This window comes from Peribacillus sp. TH27, assembly GCF_016650915.1.
In the GTDB taxonomy this organism is placed as follows: domain Bacteria; phylum Bacillota; class Bacilli; order Bacillales; family DSM-1321; genus Peribacillus; species Peribacillus butanolivorans.
Genome location: NZ_JAEKEV010000002.1, coordinates 1,692,134 through 1,717,425, shown reverse-complemented (window position 1 = coordinate 1,717,425; position 25,292 = coordinate 1,692,134). Strand labels below are relative to the sequence as shown.

Annotated in this window: 23 protein-coding genes; 19 read left to right on the top strand and 4 right to left on the bottom strand. The window is 39.1% G+C overall.

Annotation, left to right across the window (positions count from 1 at the left end; translation table 11 throughout):
* Positions 1–147 precede the first annotated feature (147 nt).
* A complete protein-coding gene (locus tag JFU24_RS09665) occupies positions 148–837 on the bottom strand; it encodes a Crp/Fnr family transcriptional regulator (protein ID WP_201181869.1) in 690 nt (229 codons plus the stop codon).
* 236 nt (positions 838–1,073) lie between these two features.
* On the opposite strand from JFU24_RS09665, the gene argC reads away from it, so the two are divergent.
* From argC to JFU24_RS09625, 8 genes are all read left to right on the top strand, one after another.
* A complete protein-coding gene (argC, locus tag JFU24_RS09660; RefSeq protein ID WP_201249890.1) occupies positions 1,074–2,108 on the top strand; it encodes an N-acetyl-gamma-glutamyl-phosphate reductase in 1,035 nt (344 codons plus the stop codon).
* Positions 2,109–2,126: 18 nt separating this feature from the next.
* On the top strand, positions 2,127–3,359 hold the full coding sequence (gene argJ / locus JFU24_RS09655; RefSeq protein WP_056528154.1) for a bifunctional ornithine acetyltransferase/N-acetylglutamate synthase: 1,233 nt from the start codon (positions 2,127–2,129) through the stop codon (positions 3,357–3,359).
* A gap of 15 nt (positions 3,360–3,374) precedes the next feature.
* Positions 3,375–4,145 carry an acetylglutamate kinase gene (gene argB / locus JFU24_RS09650; RefSeq protein ID WP_201221671.1) on the top strand — a complete coding sequence of 257 codons (771 nt, stop codon included), beginning with the start codon at positions 3,375–3,377 and terminating at the stop codon, positions 4,143–4,145.
* Entirely contained in the window at positions 4,145–5,296 is a 1,152-nt protein-coding gene (locus JFU24_RS09645; protein ID WP_201249889.1) for an acetylornithine transaminase, read from the top strand. The genes argB and JFU24_RS09645 overlap by 1 nt, the downstream gene beginning before the upstream one ends.
* 81 nt (positions 5,297–5,377) lie before the next feature.
* On the top strand, positions 5,378–6,460 hold the full coding sequence (locus JFU24_RS09640; protein WP_201221669.1) for a carbamoyl phosphate synthase small subunit: 1,083 nt from the start codon (positions 5,378–5,380) through the stop codon (positions 6,458–6,460).
* Positions 6,453–9,572: a carbamoyl phosphate synthase large subunit gene (locus JFU24_RS09635; protein WP_201225002.1), complete on the top strand. Its 3,120-nt coding sequence runs from the start codon at positions 6,453–6,455 to the stop codon at positions 9,570–9,572. Before JFU24_RS09640 ends, JFU24_RS09635 begins: the two co-directional genes overlap by 8 nt.
* The gene (gene argF / locus JFU24_RS09630; protein ID WP_201181855.1) at positions 9,569–10,528 is read left to right on the top strand and encodes an ornithine carbamoyltransferase; all 960 of its coding nucleotides are present in this window, start codon (positions 9,569–9,571) and stop codon (positions 10,526–10,528) included. The genes JFU24_RS09635 and argF overlap by 4 nt, the downstream gene beginning before the upstream one ends.
* Before the next feature lie 152 nt (positions 10,529–10,680).
* A complete protein-coding gene (locus JFU24_RS09625; RefSeq protein WP_053344981.1) occupies positions 10,681–10,860 on the top strand; it encodes a YjzC family protein in 180 nt (59 codons plus the stop codon).
* Positions 10,861–10,929: 69 nt separating this feature from the next.
* Here JFU24_RS09625 and JFU24_RS09620 read toward each other — a convergent pair whose 3' ends face one another.
* Positions 10,930–11,670 carry an IclR family transcriptional regulator gene (locus tag JFU24_RS09620; protein ID WP_201181853.1) on the bottom strand — a complete coding sequence of 247 codons (741 nt, stop codon included), beginning with the start codon at positions 11,668–11,670 and terminating at the stop codon, positions 10,930–10,932.
* Between the two features lie 458 nt (positions 11,671–12,128).
* Between JFU24_RS09620 and JFU24_RS09615 the strand changes: the two genes are divergently transcribed.
* From JFU24_RS09615 to clpB, 5 genes are all read left to right on the top strand, one after another.
* Complete coding sequence (locus JFU24_RS09615; RefSeq protein ID WP_053344983.1) at positions 12,129–13,076, top strand: fumarylacetoacetate hydrolase family protein; 948 nt, start codon at positions 12,129–12,131, stop codon at positions 13,074–13,076.
* 2 nt (positions 13,077–13,078) lie between these two features.
* Entirely contained in the window at positions 13,079–13,570 is a 492-nt protein-coding gene (locus tag JFU24_RS09610) for a DinB family protein (RefSeq protein ID WP_201181851.1), read from the top strand.
* Positions 13,571–13,601: 31 nt separating this feature from the next.
* Positions 13,602–14,714, top strand: coding sequence for a cupin domain-containing protein (locus tag JFU24_RS09605; protein ID WP_201181849.1), 1,113 nt, complete (start codon positions 13,602–13,604; stop codon positions 14,712–14,714).
* Positions 14,715–14,846: 132 nt separating this feature from the next.
* Positions 14,847–16,046, top strand: coding sequence for an FAD-dependent monooxygenase (locus tag JFU24_RS09600; RefSeq protein ID WP_201181846.1), 1,200 nt, complete (start codon positions 14,847–14,849; stop codon positions 16,044–16,046).
* Between the two features lie 243 nt (positions 16,047–16,289).
* The gene (gene clpB, locus JFU24_RS09595) at positions 16,290–18,878 is read left to right on the top strand and encodes an ATP-dependent chaperone ClpB (protein WP_201181844.1); all 2,589 of its coding nucleotides are present in this window, start codon (positions 16,290–16,292) and stop codon (positions 18,876–18,878) included.
* 81 nt (positions 18,879–18,959) lie between these two features.
* Here clpB and JFU24_RS09590 read toward each other — a convergent pair whose 3' ends face one another.
* Positions 18,960–19,151 (bottom strand): YjzD family protein, encoded by a 192-nt coding sequence (locus JFU24_RS09590; RefSeq protein WP_201249888.1) that lies wholly within the window; start codon positions 19,149–19,151, stop codon positions 18,960–18,962.
* 299 nt (positions 19,152–19,450) lie between these two features.
* On the opposite strand from JFU24_RS09590, the gene JFU24_RS09585 reads away from it, so the two are divergent.
* The 3 genes from JFU24_RS09585 (at position 19,451) to JFU24_RS09575 (ending at position 21,639) form a co-directional block, all read left to right on the top strand.
* A complete protein-coding gene (locus JFU24_RS09585; RefSeq protein ID WP_201249887.1) occupies positions 19,451–20,179 on the top strand; it encodes an alpha/beta hydrolase in 729 nt (242 codons plus the stop codon).
* A gap of 102 nt (positions 20,180–20,281) precedes the next feature.
* The gene (locus JFU24_RS09580; protein WP_201181840.1) at positions 20,282–21,112 is read left to right on the top strand and encodes a hypothetical protein; all 831 of its coding nucleotides are present in this window, start codon (positions 20,282–20,284) and stop codon (positions 21,110–21,112) included.
* 344 nt (positions 21,113–21,456) lie between these two features.
* Positions 21,457–21,639 carry a ComZ family protein gene (locus JFU24_RS09575; RefSeq protein WP_053344991.1) on the top strand — a complete coding sequence of 61 codons (183 nt, stop codon included), beginning with the start codon at positions 21,457–21,459 and terminating at the stop codon, positions 21,637–21,639.
* Positions 21,640–21,686: 47 nt separating this feature from the next.
* Here JFU24_RS09575 and JFU24_RS09570 read toward each other — a convergent pair whose 3' ends face one another.
* On the bottom strand, positions 21,687–21,908 hold the full coding sequence (locus tag JFU24_RS09570; protein ID WP_053344992.1) for a hypothetical protein: 222 nt from the start codon (positions 21,906–21,908) through the stop codon (positions 21,687–21,689).
* Between the two features lie 196 nt (positions 21,909–22,104).
* Here JFU24_RS09570 and JFU24_RS09565 point away from each other — a divergent pair, with 196 nt between their 5' ends.
* The 3 genes from JFU24_RS09565 to JFU24_RS09555 all read left to right on the top strand — a co-directional run bounded on the left by JFU24_RS09565 (position 22,105) and on the right by JFU24_RS09555 (position 25,287).
* Positions 22,105–23,040 carry a beta-ketoacyl-ACP synthase III gene (locus JFU24_RS09565; protein ID WP_201221667.1) on the top strand — a complete coding sequence of 312 codons (936 nt, stop codon included), beginning with the start codon at positions 22,105–22,107 and terminating at the stop codon, positions 23,038–23,040.
* A 54-nt stretch (positions 23,041–23,094) separates the two neighbouring features.
* Positions 23,095–24,333: a beta-ketoacyl-ACP synthase II gene (fabF, locus tag JFU24_RS09560; protein ID WP_201181836.1), complete on the top strand. Its 1,239-nt coding sequence runs from the start codon at positions 23,095–23,097 to the stop codon at positions 24,331–24,333.
* 183 nt (positions 24,334–24,516) lie between these two features.
* Positions 24,517–25,287: a DUF2268 domain-containing protein gene (locus JFU24_RS09555; protein ID WP_201249886.1), complete on the top strand. Its 771-nt coding sequence runs from the start codon at positions 24,517–24,519 to the stop codon at positions 25,285–25,287.
* Positions 25,288–25,292: the final 5 nt, after the last annotated feature.

Genomic DNA, 25,292 nt, shown 5'->3' with positions numbered 1-25,292 from the left:
TCCATTTTTATTAAAGTAAAAATAAATCAAATGACCCAGTAAAGAAAGAGATGCAAGGACTTTAAAATGAATCTAATCCATTACATATATATTTAAGGTACTGGTCAGTATATGAAGTATTCTCTGCTAATTATGGAGGGCGGGGGGTTATTCGATAGTACAGATTTCTATTGGGCAATTTTCACAGTCAATTTCCTGCTTTAAATACTCAAGGTTAAGTATCTTAATGCGTCCTTTTTTAATAGAAACTACATTGTTTTTTCTTAATTGAGAGAGCATTCGATTGACTACTTCACGGGATGTGCCGCAAAAATTAGCAAGCTCTTGGTTTGTAAAGGGAAGAGTGATGACTATACCGTCTTCAACTTCAGTACCATAGCTATTTGATAAGCGAATGAGAGTGGAGTAAAATGCGCCTTTCTTACCGTGCAGGAGCATATCGCGGAATTTAGCCTGATTTTTACGATTTTGAGCGGATAACCATGTCATCATTTCAACTGCAAGATGACTATCCGACGCGATTTTCTCTTCTAATAATTCTTTAGAAATAACCGCTACAACACCATCTTCTAACATTTTTGCATTCATCATATATTTAGGGTTCTGAGAAAAAAGGACAGTTTCTCCAACTAGGTCATTCTCTGAACAAATGCGCATTGTCAATTCTCGACCGTCTGGAACAACCTTACTCACTTCAACTTTGCCTTTTAAAATGTAATACAAATCACTAGCAAGGGTGTTCTCCTGAAAAAGGAAGCACCCTTTTTCTATACGTTTAACATGATGTCTATTATCAAAAAATGCATGCATTCGATTAGATAACGTAAATTCGTTCATTTATTACAACCGCCTTTCAGATACCGTTATAACTCAGTTACTACCTTATTTGATTTAAACGGAAAAAACACTAGTAGTCAACAACTTTGGATAAAACTAGAAGTTTGCGCGGTGGAACTTGTTTTTGAAATTTAAGTTTAGAATTTTATAAAAATACATTTGATTTTATTTTTATTCAGTCTTATAATAATAGAATCAAAGAATTGCAGGGACTTAAAATCTAGGAGTTGGTTTTTGTGAACGTATCAATAGTAGGCGCAACAGGGTATGGAGGAGTGGAATTGATAAGGTTCCTGAATAATCATCCTCATTTGAAAATAAAATCACTGCATACGTCATCCCAATTTGGTCGAAGTTTATATGAAGAAAATGCACATTTAATGCATATGAAAGATAAATTAGAAGAAATTGACCCGGAAGCAATTGCAAAAAAATCTGATATTGTTTTTCTTGCTACTCCTTCGGGTGTTTCCTCACAGTTAATTTCGGAATTTTCCGACCTTAATATTAAAGTAATCGATTTGTCAGGGGATCTTAGGCTTCAAACTCCAGGTGAATATGAACACTGGTATAAAAAAACAGCCGCGCCTCAGCATATTATTGAAAAAGCTGTATACGGATTGGCTGAATGGAATGCAGAAGAAATTAGACAATCCACTATTATTGCGAATCCAGGATGTTACCCAACTGCTTCATTACTTGGTCTTGCTCCTTTATTCACTGAAGGATGGGCTACAGCCACAGATGTCATTATTGATGCTAAATCCGGAGTGTCCGGGGCAGGGAAATCACTTTCATCCGATACACATTACAGTGAAATGAATGAAAACTTTAAAATATATAAAGTGAATCAGCATCAACACATACCGGAAATCGAACAACAGCTTGGAAGGTGGTCATCAGATTTACAACCTATAACATTTAATACCCATCTTGTTCCTATGACTAGGGGTATCATGGCTACGATGTATATTAAGGTAAACAGGCAGACTTCAACAGCTGAACTAAGAGATTTGTATGAAACTGTTTATGAGGATCATCCATTTGTACGGGTACAGCCGCTTGATCGCTTCCCGTCTACGAAACAAGTGTATGGTTCAAACTTTTGTGATATAGGCGTCGCATATGATGAAAGAACAGGTAAGGTAACGATTGTTTCAGTTATTGATAATTTAGTAAAGGGTGCTGCAGGGCAGGCCATTCAAAATGCAAATATATTAATGGGGCTAGAGGAAACAGCAGGACTATGGAGCAGCCCACTATATCCGTAAAATTATTGGAGGTAAATAATGAATACACTACAGCCAGTTGAAGAAATCAAACAAATTAAAGAAGGAAACATCTTAATGCCTAAAGGGTTCAAAGCCTCAGGCGCTCATGCAGGGTTGCGCTACTCAAAAAAAGACATCGGCATTATTTATACAGAAACTGCAGCATCATCCGCTGCTGTTTATACACAAAATGTAGTTCAAGCGGCTCCAATCAATGTAACGAAGGATAGCATAGCAGTTACTGGAAAGCTTCATGGCATAGTAGTTAATAGTGCATGTGCGAATGCTTGTACTGGAGAGCAAGGGTTAAAGGATGCTATTGAAATGAGAAAGCTTGCTGCCCAAAAGTTCGGCTTGGAAGATCATTCATTTGCAGTTGCTTCGACTGGAGTTATTGGCGAATTTATGGAAATGGATAAAATTAAAAACGGCATAGATTTATTGGAGCCAACAGATACAGCTGAAGCTGCTGAAGACTTTGGTACTGCTATTTTAACAACGGATATAGTAACTAAAAGCTGCGGTTATGAAACAGTCATTGATGGTAAACGCGTGAAAATGGGCGGAGCGGCGAAAGGGTCAGGGATGATTCATCCGAACATGGCTACAATGCTCGGTTTCATTACAACGGATGCTGTCATTGAACCGAATGATTTACAGGAAGCATTATCTTCTATAACGAATGATACATTTAATCAAATAACTGTTGACGGTGATTGTTCGACGAATGACATGGTGCTGGTCCTAGCAAATGGAGCAGCAAGAAATGAACCTTTGACAAACACGCACCCAGAATGGTCTGTATTTTTGGAATTATTAAAACAGACTTCTGAAAATTTAGCTAAACAAATTGCGAAAGACGGAGAAGGCGCGACAAAATTAATTGAAGTGAATGTCCATGGCATGAATTCCAAACAAGATTCACAAATGATGGCGAAAACGATTGTTGGTTCAAATTTAGTGAAAACGGCAGCTTTTGGAGCGGATGCAAACTGGGGACGTATTATTGCTGCAATGGGTCGAAGCGGAGTAGGGTTCCAACCGGAACAAACAACGATTTCATTTGGTGAAATCATTGTACTGAAAGATGGCGAGCCTATACAGTTTTCTGAGGAAGATGCAAAGGCATACTTGGAAAATGAAAGTATTATCATTAATGTTTACTTGAAAGATGGTAATGAATCAGGAACGGCATGGGGCTGTGACTTAACCTATGATTATGTAAAAATAAACGGAAGTTATCGATCATAAGGGGTGTTGAAAAGAGTGAACATTTTAGTCATAAAGTGCGGCGGTAGTATTATTAACGAGTTATCAGAGTCGTTTTTTACAAGTGTTAAAGAGTTACAAAGCCGCGGTTACCAGATTGTCTTTGTTCATGGAGGCGGCCCTGATATCAATTCGATGCTTGAAAAATATGAAATTGAACCGGTCTTTGAAAATGGTTTAAGAAAAACGACCACTGAAGTATTGGAAGTTGTAGAACTGATGTTGGCAGGCAAATCTAATCGATGTCTCGTCCATAAATTGGAGGCACATGGTATTAAGGCTGTCGGTCTAAATGGTTCGGACGGCGGAATCCTGACTGGTGAGTATATTGATGAAAAGAAGCTAGGGGCTGTTGGTGAGATTCATCAAGTCGATACAGAATTACTTGGACTTCTATTTGAAAAAGGCTATTGCCCGGTATTGACACCGATTTCGACTACAGAAGATGGAAATAAGTTAAATGTGAATGCGGATATGGCTGCAGGTTCTGTAGCGAAGGCACTCTCGGCTGAAATGTGCTTATTTGTCACAGACGTTAAAGGGGTCTTAAAGAATCAGCAGATTATCGAAAAACTGACTGAAACGGAGACACAGGCTTTAATTACAGATGGCAGTATCTATGGCGGTATGATTCCGAAAGTTAACACAGCATTGTCGGTGTTGAATAAAGGAGTGGAGAAAGTGATGATTGTAAGCGGCAAGGATCACTTCTATGAAAACGGGCAATTTATCGGAACGAAATTTCTACAGGAAGAAGGGGTATTTTAATGAGTTCTTTATTTCCTACATATGCAAGGTGGAACATTGAACCGGAAACAGCGAATGGAATGAAACTTATCAGTACAACAGGTAAGGAGTATCTTGATTTTACATCGGGAATCGGAGTTTTAAACCTTGGCCATAGTCATGAAAAGGTGAAAAAGGCTGTTACGGAGCAACTTAATAAATACTGGCATGTATCGAATATGTTTCAAAGTTCTTTACAGGAACGGACAGCAAAAATGCTAGCAGATGCCTCAGGATTAGGTCAAGTTTTCTTTGCCAATAGCGGAGCTGAAGCAAATGAGGCAGCTATCAAACTTGCTCGTAAAGCTACAGGGAAAAGTAAAATTGTCACATGTCTGCAGTCATTCCACGGCCGTACATTTGCAACGATGGCAGCAACGGGACAGGAAAAAATCAAGATTGGTTTCGGGCCGATGCTAGCTTCGTTTGAATATGTGCCATTCAATGACAACGATGCTTTAGAAACTGCAGTAGATGAGGATACGGCAGCGGTATTGATCGAAGTAGTTCAAGGAGAGGGCGGCATTCATGTTGTTCAGCAATCGTATTTGGACGCAATTCAAGCTCAATGTAAAAAATACGGATCACTTCTTATTATCGATGAAATACAAACGGGAATTGGCCGTACAGGCAAACCATTTGCATTTCAGCATTTTAATATCCAACCAGATATCATTACTTCGGCCAAGGGGCTAGGAAATGGTTTACCTATCGGGGCGATGATTGGCAAAGAAATGTTGTCGGAATTCTTTAGTGCTGGAAGCCATGGATCCACTTTTGGCGGTAATCCGGTAAGTGTTGCAGCAGCAGAAGCTGTTTTAAAAGAAATTTTCCAATCGGGATTCTTAAAAGAAGTCGTGGAAAAAGCTGAATACCTTGAATGTGAATTGACAAAGGCATTAAAGGATTCAGAAGAAGTCAAAGAAATTCGTGGACTTGGGATGATGGTCGGGATCGAATGCAAACAAGATGTTCAGTCGTTTTTAATAGAGCTTCAAGAAGATGGCCTACTCGTATTAAGTGCAGGACCTAATGTTCTTCGTTTACTTCCACCTCTGACAGCGACTAAATCAGAGATCGATACTGCAATTAAGAAAATAAAAAAAGTATTAGCAATAAAACAAACAATCTAAATTTAGTGAATTTTTATAGAATAAAATGAATAATTATGCTATTCTATATATAAATATACGTCATCTACAGAGGTGAAGAACATGAAAAACTATCTACATTTAGAGAATGGTTCCGTCTTTGAAGGGGAACTGTTGACTAAATCAATTAAAAAAGCAATCACTGGAGAGATTGTCTTTTTTACAGGAATGACCGGATATCAAGAAGTATTGACAGATCCTTCATATAAGGACCAAATTGTCATTTTCACATATCCTTTAATCGGAAATTATGGAATTAATGAAATTGATTTCGAAAGTAAGAAGCCGCATGTTGCCGGTGTTATTGTATATGAAGGAAATATGAGCCATTCTCATTATCAAGCTAAATATTCCATTGGTGAATATTTAGACAAATGGAACATCCCTCTTTTGAGTCATGTGGATACGCGAGCGGTAGTTAAAAATATACGACAAGAAGGCTCCATGCAGGCAGCCATCACAGCAGAAACTGCATTCACATTCGAATCAAGTTTGAATGATCTAGAAGCGCACGTAGCCGCAGTTTCTACTAAAGAGATTGAAAGCTTCGGGAAAGGTTCTAAACATGTTGTAATGATGGATTTTGGTTATAAAAAATCCATATTAAATTCATTGCTTGAACAGGGGTGCCGAGTTTCAGTCGTTCCCTTTGATACTAAATTCGAACATATCAAGGACTTGAATCCGGATGGTATTTTGCTTTCAAATGGGCCTGGGGATCCAAAACAGCTTGAATATCTATTGGAAAATATTAAGAAAATCATTACGAATTTTCCTACAATGGGCATCTGCCTAGGTCATCAATTAACGGCCCTTGCTTTTGGGGGAAATACAAAAAAAATGCTGTTTGGACATCGCGGTGCGAATCAGCCCGTGGTCGATTTGAAAACGAAAAAGGTGTATATGAGTTCTCAAAATCATAGCTATGAAGTGGATGAGCCAAGCTTACAAGGAACATCACTTCAAGTTCGCTTCCGGAATGTGAATGATAGTACCGTTGAGGGACTTATGCATAAAGATTTACCGATATTTACGACTCAATACCACCCTGAAGCGAATCCAGGACCGATAGAAAGCTCACTATTGTTTAACGACTTTTTACAAATGATAAATGAATATAGCGGGAGAGAAAAAGCATATGCCTAAGGACAACACGATACAGACTATTTTAGTAATTGGTTCAGGGCCGATTGTAATAGGGCAGGCTGCTGAATTCGATTATGCAGGAACACAGGCCTGCCTCGCTTTAAAAGAGGAAGGATATAAAGTCATCCTAGTTAATAACAATCCGGCAACGATTATGACGGATGATATGAACGCGGATGCTGTCTATTTCGAACCTTTAACAGTAGATGTACTGGAAAAAATCATTGCTAAAGAAAAGCCGGATGGCCTGCTTGCTACATTAGGGGGGCAAACAGGATTGAATCTTGCTTATCAATTGGATGATGCAGGAGTGCTTGAAAAATATAATGTCAAACTATTAGGAACACCAATAGACTCCATCAAAAAAGGAGAAGATCGTGAACTGTTTCGTGAACTAATGTTTGAAATTGATGAACCTGTTCCTGACAGTACAATTGTCCATACTTTAGAAGAGGCACAAGCTTTCGCAGACAAAATTGGTTTCCCTATAATCGTTCGTCCTGCCTATACACTTGGAGGTACTGGCGGAGGGATTGCTGAGACCATGGATACATTCAAGGAACTTGTACGAGGCGGACTTCAAGAAAGCCCGATTACACAGTGCTTGATTGAAAGAAGCATAGCAGGGTATAAAGAAGTCGAATATGAGGTTATGCGCGATGGAAACAATACATGCATTACCATCTGTAATATGGAAAATATCGATCCTGTCGGTATTCATACAGGTGATTCCATTGTTGTAGCTCCATCTCAGACCTTATCTGATGATGAGTTTCAAATGTTACGTGCGGCCTCTATAAAAATTATCTCTGCTCTAGGTATCATTGGCGGCTGTAACATTCAATTTGCACTTGATCCGAATAGCAAACAGTACTATTTAATAGAAGTAAATCCACGTGTTAGCCGTTCATCGGCACTAGCATCCAAAGCAACCGGTTATCCGATTGCACGCATCGCTGCAAAACTTGCTATCGGCTATCATTTATCTGAACTTATCAATCCTGTAACGAAGAGTACTTATTCAAGCTTCGAACCTGCTCTTGATTATGTAGCAGTAAAATTCCCACGGTGGCCATTCGATAAATTCACGACTGCCCACCGCAAATTAGGAACTCAGATGAAGGCGACAGGCGAAGTTATGGCATTACACCGTAGCTTTGAAGGTGGAGTCCAAAAAGCTATCGATTCATTAGAATTAAAAACGAATGGACTGCAACTTTTATCATTAAAAGATAAAACTGTTCCAGAACTTTGGGAAAAGCTCGCTGAAAAATCTGACGAACGCATTTTTGTCATTTTTGAAATGCTTCGTAAAGGTGTGACAGTTGAAGAAATCCATAAAGCAACCATCATTGATTATTTCTTCCTTCAATCTTTTGCTTCGCTGATCGAGAAAGAAAATGAAATCACTGCTAAGACAATCGATTTGGTCACCAAAGAAGAACTGCAGCTGTACAAGGAAAAGGGCTTCTCTGACCGTTATCTTGCCTCCGTATGGAAAGTAAGTGAAATCGAAGTGAGAGCACACCGTAAATCACTAGGCATTACCGCCGTTTACAAAACGGTTGATACATGTGCAGCTGAATTTGAATCACATACGAATTATCATTATTCAACATATTTTGGAGAGAACGAACAGAAAAAAACAGATAAAAAGAAAGTATTGATGATTGGCAGTGGCCCAATCCGAATCGGACAGGGAATTGAATTCGATTACTGTTCCGTTCATGGTGTTTATGCACTTCAGGATGAAAATGTTGAAACGATCATGATTAATAATAACCCAGAAACGGTAAGTACGGATTTCGCAACAGCAGACCGTCTTTATTTCGAGCCATTAACCTTGGAATATGTACTGAATGTTATAGAAGCGGAAGGTATTGAGGATGTAATTGTCCAATTTGGGGGACAGACAGCCATAAATCTGGCAAAGGGACTGGAAGATTACGGAATTAATTTGTTGGGTACCTCATTTGATACGCTTGACCAACTAGAAGATCGTGATCGCTTTTATCAGCTTCTGCAAAAGCTGGAGATTCCACATGTGCCGGGTTCGATGGCCAATAGTGCAGAGCAATTAATTGAGTGTGCTGAGACGATTGGCTTCCCAGTTCTATTACGCCCATCCTATGTAATTGGTGGTCAGGGGATGGAAATTATCCGCTCGAAGAAAAGCTTACTGAATAGAATTGAAAATGGAACGGCACTTGTATTTCCTGTGTTAATCGATTCTTATATTCCAGGTAAAGAAGCGGAAATCGATTTGATTGCGGATGGCAAAGAGATTTATATTCCAATTATTGCTGAACATGTAGAAAAAGCAGGCGTCCATTCGGGAGATAGCATGGCATTACTACCAGCTCAATCCTTATCAGAGGATATCAAAAATAAAATGACTATTTTTGCACAAAAGTTAGTAGTAGAGCTTGGTTATAAAGGTCTTATGAACATCCAATTTGTGATTGAAGGCAATGACGTATATGTTTTGGAAGTAAACCCGCGTGCTAGCCGGACGATTCCAATCATCAGTAAAATCACTAATGTTTCTTTAGTACAGATTGCGACAAAAATATTGCTTGGGAAATACTCGTTGTCGAATGTGTTCGAAAAAACAGGGTTAATGGAAGAAATTCCGTATTCAGTCGTCAAATATCCAGTATTCTCAACGTTTGCACTAAGCGGGCTTGATTCAAAAGTAGGACCGGAAATGAAATCAACTGGTGAAGGCATCGCTATCGGAAAAACGATGACAGAAGCATTAACAAAAGTATTTCATGCTCAAAAGGCTAAACATACCTCAGGTGTGTATCAATCCGAATCAGTCCAATTAAGTGAAGAATTGCTTGTACTAATCAATGAAGCTGGGTTGACATTGATGGATTCCGATTTTGACAAATGGCTTAATGAAGGAAATGCAGCTGTTGTTTTAGCTTATGGAACTACAGAAGAAGATAAGAAGCTAAGGTTATTGGCTGCAAAATATCGACTTCTAGCATTTACAGAAGAAGAGACTTTTAAAGCCTATCTTCAATCGTTAGAAAATGCTGATCCAGGCGTTACCGCGCTGCAGGAATGGCTTGTAACATATTCGAAAGGAGTGTCACACGTATGAGTTCACTAACGGCACCGACACAAACGAAGATTTTAAACGGGAAAGATTTTTTGACCATGAAGGAGTCTACACCCACGGCCATTGCAGATCTGTTAAAGCTAGCGCAGACCATTAAAGCCAAATTACAAGCGGGCGAGGAATATACGCCTTTAAAAGGGAAAACGCTGGGGATGATTTTTGAAAAATCCTCCACCCGTACCCGCGTGTCTTTTGAAGTGGGCATGATGCAGCTTGGCGGGCACGCTTTGTTCTTAAGCGGTAATGATTTGCAAATCGGACGTGGAGAATCTATTTCCGATACGGCCAAAGTCCTTTCCGAATATATTGATGGCATCATGATTCGTACCTTCGAGCATGAAAAAATTATGGAATTGTCTGAAAATGCTTCTATTCCAGTCATCAATGGGCTAACAGATCTTGCCCATCCTTGCCAGGTGATGGCGGATTTCTTGACAATTATAGAGTTAAAAGGACAATTAAAAGGCTTGAAAATGAGCTACATCGGTGATGGTAACAATGTGGCACAATCATTGATGGTTGGCTGCGCAAAAATGGGCATGGATTTTTCTATTGGATGCCCGGATAACTATAAACCTGATGTAAATGTTGTCGCCTATGCTCAAAAAGTGGCAAAGGAAAATGGATGTGAAATTGTTGTGACGAGTTCAGCAGTTGAAGCTATTAAGGATGCAGATATCGTCTATTCTGATGTATGGACCTCTATGGGGCAGGAAATCGAAAATAGTATCCGTTTAGAGGCGTTTAAGGATTATCAAATCAATAGTGAACTTGTAAAGCATGCAAAGGATAATTATATATTTATGCATTGCTTGCCTGCACACAGAGAAGAAGAGGTAACCGCTGAAGTCATCGATGGACCGAATTCCGTCGTTTTCCACCAAGCTGGAAATCGTCTTCATGCTCAAAAGGCGGTTCTTGTGGATTTAATGTCTTAAAAAAAAGCGTCTACTCTATGAGCAGACGCTTTTTTTATACCAATACGATTTATTTCCCATGGACTAATTTCCTTTTTGCCCTGAATTTTTCAGACATGAAAGAAGTGAACCCGGTAATAATAAAATGGAAAGCATGTAAAGGGGTGAAATCTATGGGGCAAAATCGTCAATTTAAACCAGGTCAGAAGGCACCTAATAATGGGGCTTACGTAGAAATCGGTGAAACGGGTAGCACGGTATTAAATCCGAAAAAGGTAAAGCTAGAAGCAGGAGATACTTTTCCTGAAACTTCAAATCATAACAGGATATGGACCTATCAGCGAAAGCCATAATAAAATAAAAAGCAGGAAAAGGGACAATTCACTTCCTTTTCCTGCTTTTTTTATGGGAAATAACCTATCCTATTCTTCAGAATAACCGAAAATATTCGAGATTTCTAAAAAACTCTTTCTTAAATATTGGCTTAAGGGATCTTCATAATGATCCGGTATACTTTCAGTGAAGCCAACAGCAGTAATCGCTCCCAATAATTCTGCATTATAGTTAAAAATCGGAATGGACATGGAAGAAACAGAAGGTACTAAAGGCTCTTTTGCAAAAGCAATTTTGTATTTCTGTATCGCTTGATATTCCTTAGTTCCTACATTATTATCTTTTTCTATCCAGTCTGCCGTTATGGAAGAATCCTGGAATACAGTGAATACTTTGCCGGAAGAAGAAGATGGGGGAAGGCGCGTGCCTAGCTGGGCCCCAATATTTAAGTTTTGATTGGAATTCCATATTTTTGCTGTGATTGGTCCATCGTATGTCCAAACGGAAAATAACACCGTGCAGGAGGTATGATGGCTGATTTCTTGTAAATAAGGAGTAATTCGGCTTGTGACGTCCTCATTCCCAATGGCTGCCATACCATATTGAATCAGTTTGCTCCCGAGGGAATACATACCAGTTGTCTTATCGCGATATAGTAACTCGAGTTGGGTCAAAGTATTTAAATACTTATAAAGGTTACTTTTAGTTATTTCTGTAGATTCTTGAATATCAGAGAATCTTAAAGGGTTTCTTTGTGAAGCGAGTAAATCAATAATGCTCATCCCGATTTGCAAGGATTGAATCGTTGAACCAGATTTTACGATTTCCATATGACAATCTCCCTAATCTGTTTTAATTTAGGTCTAGTATATCAGAGTATGTAAAGTTTAAATGAAAATAAATAAAAAGTATGCTCCATAACGTCCGCATAAACACATCTGTTTACTATACTTCTAGTTTTCGATAAGTCTAGTCATATTTGTATTTGTTAAATTTGCTACTGAAAGCCTCATAATGATGTTGATAATATCATTTTCATAAAAATTTTTGCAATACTTTCTTGACAATTTTCCGAAAATTAAGTTATCATGTATATAAATAGTGAACTAAGTTATCTATAAGTGAAAAATTAAAAATTGATGCGAGGTTTAGTTACCATTTGTCCTCTAGTTTGTGAAAGGACATTCTTTTTATAAACAATGCCTTATTTCAGACAAAGACAGGTGCATCGATAAAACAACTAAAAGACAGCTTTTAAAAAATAATGATAAATAAAGGAGAATGAAAAATGAAATTAGTAACTTTTAGCCGTGAAGGATTTACACGTATTGGCGCAATTTATCCAAATAAAGAGATTGTAGACCTAAACTATGCTTATCAAGCACTTCTTGAAAGTGAAGGGAAACTTCGCAGTGAACAAATCGCTGAAGCTTATGTACCTTCAACTATGGAAGCATTTCTACAGGGTGGGAATGAAAGCCTTTCCATCGCAAGAAAAGCTGCGGATTATGCATTGAATAATCGCGATTCATTCAAACGTACTCTGGTACATGCTGTTGAAAACGTAAAGCTTGAGGCACCTGTCCAAAAGCCAGGGAAAATTATTTGTGTAGGACATAACTACCGTGAACACATTGCAGAAATGGGTCGCGAACTGCCTCCATTCCCGGTCGTGTTTGCCAAATTCGCTAATACAGTAATTGGACCTCAAGATGATATTCCGTTTTTCCCCATTTCAGAACAACTAGATTATGAAGCAGAATTTGCTTTTGTAGTGGGCCAACGGGCACGCAATGTTTCTCAAGATGATGCACTTGATTATGTAGCAGGTTATACAATTGCGAATGATGTCACTTATCGTGATATTCAACGCCGTACACTTGAATGGCTTCAAGGGAAAACAGTCGAAGGCAGTGCACCAATGGGACCTTGGCTAGTTACATCAGATGAGTTATCTGATCCTTCTGGATTAAATGTCCGCTTAACTGTAAATGGTGAAGAACGCCAAAAAACGAATACATCTAACTTCGTATTCGATGTGAAATATTTAGTTGAATTTTTATCGAACTTAATGACTCTTGAACCAGGTGACATCGTCCTAACTGGAACGCCGGGTGGAGTAGGAGTAGCCCGCGATCCACAAGTGTTCTTAAAAGATGGTGACGTTGTCAAAATCGAAATCGACAAAATCGGTTATCTCGAAAACCGTGTGAAACGTGCTGGGGAGGGAAAATAAGAATGGCTTATCAGTCAATCGGTACATCGATCCAATCTTTTCAACAATCAATCGATCACATTCTTGAGACAACAGCTAACCTTTCAGAGAAAACAATCCGTTTCAACCCGACAGAGGAAGAGTGGTCAATCATGCAAATCCTTTCTCATATAGCGGAAGCCATTCCTTACTGGCTAGGTGAAGTGGAAACGGTAGTAGCCACTCCGGGCTCAAAATGGGGACGTGGATTGCAAGATCCAGCTCGACTAGCAGCGGTTACTGATACGGAAAAACTATCAGTTGATGAAGTTTTAAAACAAGTGGATGAACTGAAATATAAAGTTGAGAGCGGCCTCGGGAAATTAGATGAAGAAACACTATCTAAAGAATCACCGCACCGGAACTTTGCCAAATTCGGTAACAAACCTGTTTCTTATATCGTAGATCATTTCATCGATGACCATGTTTCAGGGCACTATGACCAAATTAAGCGAAATCTTTCTAAAATTAAGTGATAAAAAATGAAAAAAGAAAGTAGGGAGTAATGTGGCTGAAAAATCAGATTACATGAACAGTGCAATTGTAAAAGATTTTACAAGGGATATTCAGCAGTACAATCTTGGACCCCTATGGGAAGCTATTCCCGCTCTAATGGATCATGAACCTAAACCACATGCCCATGCTTATTTGTGGAAAGAAGAGCTTCTGACAAAAAAGTTGATGGAAGCAGCTGAAATCTTCACACCTGATCGCGGCGGTGAGCGCAGAGCCATTTATTTTCAAAACCCTGGCCTAACTTATCGCCAGCCTTGGGGCTGGGCTTCAACAACCCAAACGCTTTATGCAGCGGTTCAACTATTGTTGCCAGGTGAAGTAGCTCCTTCTCATCGTCACTCTCAAAGCGCTCTTCGATTTATTACGAATGGTGAAGGTGCCTACACAATTGTTCAAGGAGAAAGAATCTTCATGGAAGAAGGAGATTTCTTAATCACACCTAAAAATCTTTGGCATGGACATGGTCATGTTGGAGATAAACCGATGATTTGGATGGACGCTCTTGATATCCCTACTATCTATTCTATTGGCGGTACTTTCTTTGAACCGTATCCAGACCGTATTGAAACGCCGAAACGTCCGGATAATTTTTCGGAACTTCGTTATCAAGGTGGAATGGTTCGTCCGGTATCCGATCGTTATTCACAAGTAGCTCCGCTTGCAAACTACAAGTGGAAAGGCACGAAAGCAGCGATTGAAGGGTTAATGAACTTTGAACCAGATCCATATGAAGGCTTTGCCGTTGAATATATCAACCCATCTAATGGACAAACGGCTAATCCAACGATGGGAGCTTGGATGCAGAAACTTCCAAAAGGTTTCCATTCTAAAGCACATCGCCATACTCATTCAACAATCTATCAAGTACACGAGGGTTCCGGCTATACGGTTATTAATGGAGTACGGTTTGAATGGTCTAAGGGTGACTACTTTGTAGTTCCAAACTGGGCTTGGCATGAGCACGTTGCAGAAGTAGATTCTTACTTATTCTCGGTAAACGATCTTCCAATAATGGAGCGATTTGATTTAGAACAACAACAGTCACTTGATACAAACAATGGTTTCCAAAAAGTTGAAAGTGAATTTAAGGCTGTTTTAGTATAAGAAAAATCAGGTTGGTACTTCCAGCCTGATTGTCATAAATATTACGATAATGCTGGTCGAATGAAAACGCTTACTGTGTTAGTGGTCTACAACTTTGGACTTATGACAACTTATTTTAGGGGGAATTGAATAATGAACACAGAAAAAAAACCATTCATTGTCATCGGTGGAGGAATAGGCGGGTTGGCAACGGCTCTAGGAATTGCGGAAACAAAACAGTATGTAAAGGTCTTGGAGCAAGCTCCTGAATTTGGTGAAATTGGAGCTGGAATTCAGCTTGCTGCGAATGCAACCAATGTTTTACAACGTTTAGGCGTTATGGATAAAATCAACGAAATTGCAGTTTTTCCAAAAAGATTAGTTTTGATGGATGCTTTTTCGGGCAAAGAGCTTTCCGCTTTAGATTTAGGTGACGTATATAAAGAAAGATATGGAGCACCTTATGTTGTGTTACATCGCTCTGATTTGCATCGAGTGTTAGCTGAAGCATGTGAAAGTAGCCCATATATCGAACTTGTAACGAACCAAACCATTATTGAAACGGTAGAAAATGAAGGTCAAGTTACTGTTACTTCTGCAAATGGAGATCAACATTTAGGAACGGCTGTTATTGGTGCGGATGGTTTATGGTCTAATGCCCGTAAATTATTCGTGGAAGATCAACCGGTATGCTCTCAATATGTTGCCTACAGAGGTGCGCTTCCAATGGAAGAGGTAACGAGTCACGGAGATTTAGATGATGTATATATGTGGATTGGACCGAATCTTCATCTTGTTCAATATCCGGTTAGAAGAGGAGAGCTTTACAATCAGGTAGTTGTTTTCAAAAGTTCTCAATACACCGAAGAAAATGAAAAAACAGATCAATGGGGTACCCCGGAAGAAATGGACCGTGTCTTTGCAGGAACTTGTGAGCTTGTTCAAAATGCGATTTCATTCATTCAGCGTCAACGTCGCTGGCCGATGTACGACCGTTTGCCAATTAATAACTGGACAAAAGGCAGGATCACACTTACGGGAGATGCTGCACATCCAATGCTTCAATACTTGGCACAAGGAGCTTGCCAAGCTTTAGAAGATGCGGCTTATTTGACTGATATGCTTCATAAGAATGGGAATAATGTGGAGCAGGCATTTTTGGAATATCAAGAAGAACGCATTCCACGTACAGCGAACGTTCAAACAAGTGCAAGAATGTGGGGAGAAATTATCCACAATACTACCGATGCGGGGATACTGCTTCGTGATACGATTCTATTAAATCGCACGGATAAGGATTTTAAATTTGTTGATGATTTCCACGGTTACAACAAAGCGTTTGTAAAAGCATAATAACCTGCATTTGCTTCATTCATCCAAAAGTTGTGGTTAGCATATTTTTTAAATCAATACTAGATTTTTGCCTTTCTTCCTTATGAAGAGAGGCTTTTACTGTTTATCCCTTAATAACCTTTGTATTTTTTATAACATTTCTTTACAAGGGAAAAATAAAAAGTATAATGAAACCATAAAGGTCAAAAATGGTCAAACGTTGTAAGAGTTCGTTCATGGAATTGATGAATGGGAGGTTTTAAGATGGATATTAATAAAATGACAGAGAGAACCCAACAGGCGTTTATTGGCGGGCAGGAACTAGCCAAGGATAGGGGAAATCCGGAACTGACGGAGCTTCATTTATTAAAAACCTTAATGGAACAGGACGAGAGTTTATTAATTAGAATTTTATCTGATTCCGATAAAACGGTCAGTCGTTTTGAAATAGAGCTAAATAAGGAACTTAATAAATTGCCGGAAGTGAGCGGCAGTGTTGCTCAGGTATATATGTCAGCTTCCCTACAACAGTTATTGACGGTTGCAGAAAAAGAAATGCAAGTGTGGGAGGACGAATATTTATCCGTCGAACACATCCTGTTGGCGTTGTTAAAGGAAAAAAAACCGAATATAAACAGGCTGTTTTCAACTTGTGGAATAGATTACGATAAAGCAAAACAAGTTATACACGATATAAGGGGGAATCAACGAGTGACTAGTCAAAATCCAGAAAGCACATATGAAGTCCTAAAAAAATATGGCAGAGATCTCGTTGCTGAAGTTAAATCGGGGAAGGTTGATCCTGTCATCGGGCGTGATACGGAAATTCGCAATGTCATCCGGATTCTATCACGAAAGACTAAAAATAATCCAGTATTGATTGGGGAACCTGGGGTAGGTAAAACAGCGATTGTCGAAGGATTGGCGCAAAGGATTGTCAGGAAGGATGTCCCGGAAGGACTAAAAGACAAAACAGTTTTTTCACTTGATATGAGTGCTCTTGTTGCCGGGGCCAAATTCCGTGGTGAATTTGAGGAACGTTTAAAAGCTGTACTGAATGAAATTAAAAAGAGTGATGGTAAAATTCTTTTATTCATTGACGAATTGCATACAATTGTAGGAGCAGGCAGAACGGATGGCGCACTTGATGCAGGGAATATGTTAAAGCCGATGCTTGCGCGTGGTGAGCTGCACTGTATCGGTGCAACAACCCTGGATGAATATCGCCAGTATATTGAAAAGGATCCCGCTCTAGAACGCCGTTTTCAGCAAGTTCTCGTTCCCGAGCCAGATGTGGAAGATACTATTTCAATATTGCGCGGATTAAAGGAACGGTTTGAAATTCACCATGGCGTCAGGATACATGATCGGGCGATTGTTGCTGCCTCTGTCCTTTCCAACCGTTATATAACGGAGCGATTTTTACCAGATAAAGCGATTGACCTAGTGGATGAAGCTTGTGCGATGATCAGAATGGAAATTGATTCAATGCCTTCAGAGCTAGATGAAATTACAAGAAAGGTTATGCAGCTCGAAATTGAAGAAGCCGCCTTGAAGAATGAAGAGGATCCTCAAAGTAAAGCAAGGCTAGGTGTACTCCAAAAAGAACTTTCAGAACTTAAGGATCAAGCGAATAGCATGAAAGCAAAGTGGCAAATGGAGAAATCTGCGCTTCAAAAAGTACAGGACCAACGTGAAGAGCTCGAGAAGCTTCGTCATGAACTGGAACAGGCAGAGAATGACTATGACCTCAACAGGGCTGCTGAACTACGGCACGGAAGGATTCCACAGCTTCAAAAAGAATTGGACGCTATGGAAGATGAATTGGAAAAGGAAAAGCAGGAATCACGATTGCTTCGCCAAGAAGTGACGGAAGAGGAAATCGCATCGATTGTTGCGAGGTGGACGGGTATTCCGGTAAGCAAGCTGGTGGAAAGTGAAAGAGAGAAGCTGCTTCGTCTTTCGGAAATTCTTCACGAACGCGTAATAGGCCAAGGAGAAGCGGTGGAACTTGTATCTGATGCTGTTTTACGGGCTAGGGCAGGAATTAAGGATCCAAACAGACCGATTGGTTCGTTTATTTTCTTGGGACCGACCGGAGTGGGTAAAACTGAACTGGTCAAAGCGTTGGCAGAAACGTTATTCGATAGTGATGAACATATGATTCGAATCGATATGTCGGAATACATGGAGAAACATTCCGTTTCCCGACTAGTCGGTGCGCCTCCTGGATATGTTGGTTTTGAGGAGGGCGGACAACTAACCGAAGCTATTAGAAGAAACCCATACTCCGTCGTGCTACTGGACGAAATTGAAAAGGCACATCCGGAGGTCTTCAATATTTTGCTGCAAATGTTGGATGACGGACGTATAACAGACTCCCAAGGTAGAACTATTAACTGTAAAAATACGGTTATTATCATGACATCCAATATTGGCTCCCATTTCTTGTTGCAGTCCAACCGTAGCGATGGAGCCATTGAAGAAGAAATAAAGGATCAAGTGTTCAAAGAATTAAGAGGACATTTCCGCCCTGAATTTTTGAATCGAGTAGATGACATTGTGTTATTCAAACCGCTTACTCAACATGAAATCGTTGGAATTGTAGAGAAAATGGTTCAGCAATTACAAGTGCGGTTAACTGAACAAAATATAAATCTCCACGTCACCGAAGCGGCTAAGGAATTCATTGCCGAACAAGGGTATGATCCGGTATATGGGGCAAGACCGCTTAAGCGATTTATTCAAAAGCATTTGGAAACAAAAATCGCTCGCCGAATTATAGCGGGGACAGTTGAAAACGAAGAAGGAATCACGATTGATTATGTTCATAACGAATTAGTACTAATCTAAAGTTTATGAAATGTAGTTTAATCAAAAGCAAAGAACGGTATAACAAAAAGGACATCCCCAAAGGATGTCCTCTTTTGCTTCTTAATGTTGATGAGAGTCTTTTGTTGGCCCAGCAGGCATAACAGCAGGGATAATACATATTAGAATAGCCGCGACGATTCCTAAAATTGTTCCCTGTGCGACATCGTATGAAACTCCGATCATGGAAGAAACAACATATACAGTCATATGCACTAATAAGAATGTCCAAAAAATTGTCCAAGCATAACGCATCGAATTTCACCTCATTCCACTACATTCATTTTTATCTTACCATAATTAATATACAGTTAAAACGGCTTTTTCATAATAACCATTAAATAATTAAATACAGTATAACAAAGGTAATCTTTTCTGACAGATGGGTTGGGATTGAAAAGAAAAACGATAATATTTCGAGATCTTCACGAAATTATTCCACCTTGATTAATTTATGAAAAGAAAATAGGCGTCTCCCCTGACCTTTTCAATATTTCAACATAAATTAAGTAGTAGTAGTATTTGTAGGAATATTCCTTAAAGGAGTTTAAAAGATGGAACTGGAACAGCGAACTTTTCAAATTGATGACCAATGGAGTATCGTCTATTATCCGGAGCAGCCCAGTGGTTTTTCCGTAATGGTAATCGGAGACCGTAGTCATTTTGTCGAAAAAGACAGCAGCTTTTGGCTCCAGCATCCTGGCAGGTTACGAATATTGGAGTATTTAAAAGAATGCGGATACACACTATTTTCATCCAATTTCCACGGAGCCAGCTGGGGTAGTCCAAAAGCTCTTGATCTTTCCCTTAAACTATATATTCTCTTCATGAAAAAGGAAATAGTCAATCAAAGGTTTCATGTGTTGGCAGAGGGGACAGGCGCACTTCTCGCATTAAGGCTAATGAATGAACTAGGAAGTAAAATACGTTCTGTCGTTCTTATTGATCCGGTTTTTTCATTGAAAGCACAACTGGAAAAAGAAAAGGAAAATAAGTTTTTTTATAAAAAGTGGTTGACTGAGGTTTCGGCTGCTTATGAGATGAACCCAGCCGAATGTGAACAGCATATTCTGGATTCTGAAGATCCGTTAATTGCGGAGAATATCCCTGTAAAAGTAATTCAGGTTTTTGGAAGCTTGCGTAAAGAACAAGCCTCCTTTTATCGGCAAATCCAACTGGCTAGAAAGGCTGACTTGCGACTAACTTATTTATTACCTGAAAAACGCTATAAAATACCTTATCAAATTCAGAAGTTTTTTAATGAGAATGAAGAGTCTTTATAAGAGTGGATATATTTTCACAATAGTTTGCATACGATACAGCATCTAAAAAAACTTGACGTGCCGGATGAAGCGAGCTTGATGGCATACGAGGAGGCTGTATTTATGCAAACATTCATTGTCATTGGCTCTTATCAATTTGTAGGTTTCTATGTGACCCAATATTTATTGAATCAGGGCGAAGAGGTAATCGGAATTGATTGGACAGATTCCCAAGCAAGTCAGTGTATTATAGAAGAAAAGGAACTTGAAATTGGTCGAAGTGCTAATTATATATATTTTCCGATAAATAAACTTAGATTATTAGATATTTCCCAGCAGGACACTGTTTTTATATCTTGTTACGATATTAGAAAAGGTAAAATAGGTAGAATCAATTGTCTTATAGACGATATCGTTTTCTTTCTTGAGAAATGCAAAAAAAATGGCTTAGATAAAACGCCAAATATTGTGATTCTCATGCCTGTTGAAGACGATGTGGAGGATTTTCAGTCAATAATAACCTCAATTGAAGGAATTGCTTCTGTTAAAATCATATTTTTACCGACGATTTATGGCCCCTGGCAACCAGAAAGCATGTGCTTTGAAGCCGGAATCAACCAACTTGAACAATCAGCTATCAAAGCTACGCTTGCTCGTGAATATACCGAGGATGCGCTCTTTATTACTGATTTTGTGAACGCTTTAGAAAGAGTTGCTACCTTATCAGATAGAAACATCCAGCTGTGCAGCAGTATAGATGATCACTGGAATAAATGTGCCAAGTTTATTTTTGGAGAAAGTATTGATTACTTATTTATTCAACCAGCAACTAAGATAATAAAAGGGACCGTCTTTGAGGTGCAAAGTAAAACGGGTCCAGAAGAAGGTGTTTCCTTACAAAGGAAACATAATAAACGATTAAACTTACTTAAAAAGTGGAGAATGCGTGATTAAAGAGAGCCTTTGGTTAAACTCTAGAAGCACTGTTAAAAAGGGTGCGAGTAATTCAAGAAACTAAAAACATGAATATCAAATCCTATTTTAGGTAAATGTATATGACAAGGCAGGTACAGTATCAATAGACATTAATTCTAGGAAAAATCCAAAACCTGTTAATTTGGCCTGTATCTTATATGCCTCATACTTTAATGAATGGAATAAAACTATCAGGAAATTCATTTTTTAATGTCTGTGCCTTTACGAAAGGGCTACGGGGAATTATGATAATAATGAGATATTCTTTAAGTGAAAAAATGATTATCTGGTAAATTATCAAGTAGATAAGGAGGCAACTAAAAATGAGTTCAGATAAAACACTTGAATTTATGGGAATCGCTATGAAATACTTCCCAGAGGCTAAAGCAAAGCTGGAGGCAAATGGAATTCCTTTTTCAATGGATATGGCAGAGCCGTTCATGGACCTGTTTAAAAAAGTTATGCAAGAAGCTTATGAGCTTGGAAAACAAGATGCTCAGCGTTAATTAAGCTTAGGCTGTCCAGTCATGCGGACAGCCATCATTTTTTTCAGTTAATCTTTGTTTAAGAACTTGGTAATCAATGGGTTCATTTTCTGAATGGTTGGTTTGTATTGGTCATATAATCCCATTAATGTTTCTACGCTCACCATCAATTGCATGTAGTCAACTTTTGATTCCTCCTTTTGGAGTTCAGGCTCCGCTTTTCTACCAAACATCAAATCCGAAAAATGATCATCTTGTGTACTTCGATTGTTGCGAGTGAAAATGTCCATAATAAATTCCTCCTTTTTTCTATAATGTATGTCTATAAAACACCTTGGCGTAGGCCCTTGTCCGATTCAAGAAACAGATTCTTTTATACTTTCAAACTGTTAGCTCTTGCAAGGAAGAGTTTTTTTATATAAAATTAGTACCAGGTAATAATAGATGATGATAATTATTTATTAAAATAAATAAGGGGATGGCAAAATGAACGCTGGAATATTAGGGCTTGGACGCTACTTACCCGAAAAAATCGTTACAAATGCGGATTTAGAGAAAATCATGGACACTTCTGACGAGTGGATTCGGACTAGAACAGGTATCGAGCAAAGAAGAATAGCCGATGATAATACAAATACTTCTGATATGGCTTATGGAGCGGCAAACGCTGCATTGATAAATGCAGACATCTCAGCGGACGAGATAGATTTAATTCTTGTAGCTACCGTGACACCTGATCAGTCGTTTCCTTCTATTGCTTGTATGATTCAGGAGAAATTAGGAGCAAATAAGGCGGCTGCTATGGATGTTAGTGCTGCATGTGCTGGCTTTATGTATGCGATGATTTCAGCACAGCAATTTATTCAGTCAGGTGCTTATAAGCATGTGTTAATTGTTGGTGTTGAAAAGCTTTCAAAAATAACCAATTGGGAAGACCGCAATACTGCTGTCCTATTTGGGGATGGAGCGGGTGCTGCTGTCCTTGGGCCTGTTGCAGAAGGAAAAGGGATTCTTTCCTTCGAATTAGGTGCAGATGGAACTGGTGGTAAGCATTTATTACAGGAAGGAGATTATATTTCCATGAACGGACGTGAAGTGTTTAAGTTTGCTGTCCGTCAGATGGGAGAATCTAGCCTGAATGTACTTGATAAAGCGGGATTGACAAAAGAAGATGTGGATTTACTTGTCCCTCATCAAGCCAATATTCGAATTATGGAAGCTTCGAGGGAACGTTTGGGACTGCCAGTTGAAAAAATGACAAAAACCGTTCATAAATATGGAAATACCTCTTCAGCATCGATTCCGATTGCTCTTGTAGAAGAAATGGAAGCGGGCAGGATTAAGGAAAATGACCTAATCGTCATGGTCGGTTTTGGAGGAGGACTCACTTGGGGAGCAATTGCTCTAAGGTGGGGGAAATAAAAATAGAAAACAAAAAAATCGTACGAGTTTTATAAAAGGAAGGAGCCATTTCTAATGACTAATCGCCGTGTTGTTGTAACAGGTATTGGAGCAATCTCTCCAGTTGGTAATGATGCAGAAACTGGATGGAAGAATATAATTGAGGGGAACTCAGGGATAGGGCCATTAACACGCTTGAATGCTGATGATTTCCCTGTAAAAGTGGCTGCTGAAATAAAAGACTTCGATATTGAGACATATATCAATCGTAAAGAAGCGCGTAAGATGGACCGTTTTACGCATTATGCCATTGCTGCATCAGTTATGGCATTAAATGATAGTAAGCTAGAAATAACAGATGAAAATGCCACACGTGTTGGTGTTTGGATCGGTTCAGGTATTGGTGGACTAGAGACGCTTGAAACACAACATGAAAACTTTTTAAATAGAGGCTATAAGCGTGTAAGTCCATTTTTCGTGCCAATGATGATTCCGGATATGGCTGCTGGCCAGGTTTCTATCTTACTAGGAGCTAAGGGAATCAATTCTTGTACGGTAACAGCTTGCGCAACTGGAACAAATTCAATTGGTGACGCGTTTAAAGCAATTCAACGTGGCGATGCCGATGTAATGATCACAGGTGGTGCCGAAGCGCCGATCACGAAAATGTCGGTTGCAGGCTTCTGTGCGAACACGGCTTTATCGACAAATCCTGATCCAAAAACGGCAAGCCGTCCTTTTGATGCAAACCGTGATGGGTTTGTAATCGGAGAAGGAGCTGGGGTAATTATTCTTGAAGATTTAGAACATGCATTAAACCGTGGAGCCAAGATTTATGCTGAAATAGCTGGATATGGATCGACTGGAGATGCTTTCCACATTACGGCTCCAGCGCCTGGTGGAGAAGGCGGAGCAAGAGCGATGAAGATTGCGATTGATGATGCAGGTTTGAAACCGGAAGACATCCAATATGTAAACGCCCATGGAACAAGTACGCCTTACAATGATAAATATGAAACGATGGCAGTCAAAGAAGTCTTTGGTGACCATGCATATAAACTTGCATTAAGCTCTACAAAGTCAATGACTGGACATATGTTAGGGGCGGCAGGTGGAGTCGAAGCAATTTTCACCATTCAGGCAATCAGAGACAGCATTTTGCCACCGACTATTAATATTGAAACACCGGATTCTGAGTGTGATTTGGACTATGTGCCAAATCAAGCAAGGAAAAGTGAAATTAATGCGGCCATCAGCAATTCACTTGGGTTTGGCGGACATAACGCAACTATTCTTTTCAAAAAATATCAATAATTAATGTTAAGAGCAAATCTTTAGAGATTTGCTCTTTTTTTGTTTGTGATGGTCCATGGATCGAAGCGGTTACCTTCATTGATAGAAAGCTTTGTTTCATTCTTAAACATGTATAGGGAAATAATATGTGTCACCCGCAATTATAAAATCATACGATAGTTAAAAGAGGCGGGGGTGTATGGGATGGGTGTTATTTCAACAAATGAATGGTTGAAGAAGGATTTCGACCGCCCGGTTCAGATGATGGACAGACTTAAAGATAAATTCAACAACAATATTAATGGAGATATGATTTATCGCCACTTACAAAAGCACGGCATGTATTCTCCAAATCAAAAAACGAAAAATACATGGGGAAACTTAACAGAAAATAATGTTTGGGAAAAGACACAAAGCCTTTTTACTTCTTATAAGAAGTTATGGGAAGGGCCAGACGTTCCCATTTATATCTTTCCTCTTATGTCTTCAGGTATGTGGAAGCAATCTATTGAAACGAAATCAGGATTGGCCTTTGAAGATAAATTGTTTCTTTTTTATGACAATGGTATAGCGGAAAGGGAAATGGAGGCCCTTTTGATTCATGAATATCATCATGTTTGCCGATTACACCAATTGAAAAAAGAACAGAAAGATTATACACTTCTCGATACGATGATTATGGAAGGGCTCGCTGAAAGAACTGTTTGTAAATATTTAGGAACGAAATATTTAGCGAAATGGACAAAGTTATATCAGGAAGACAAACTCCGGGGATTTTGGAGTAAGCACTTAAAAGAAAAGCATACCATAAAGCGTACAGACCCACTTCATGATGTTCTTCTGCTGGGGAAGAAGGGGTATCCGTATATGCTAGGATACTGTACAGGATACTATCTGGCGAAGAATGCTGAAAAACTCTCTGTAAAAAAATCATTCATTATCCAATCTGAAGAATTCTTAACAGAAAAGAACTAATTTAT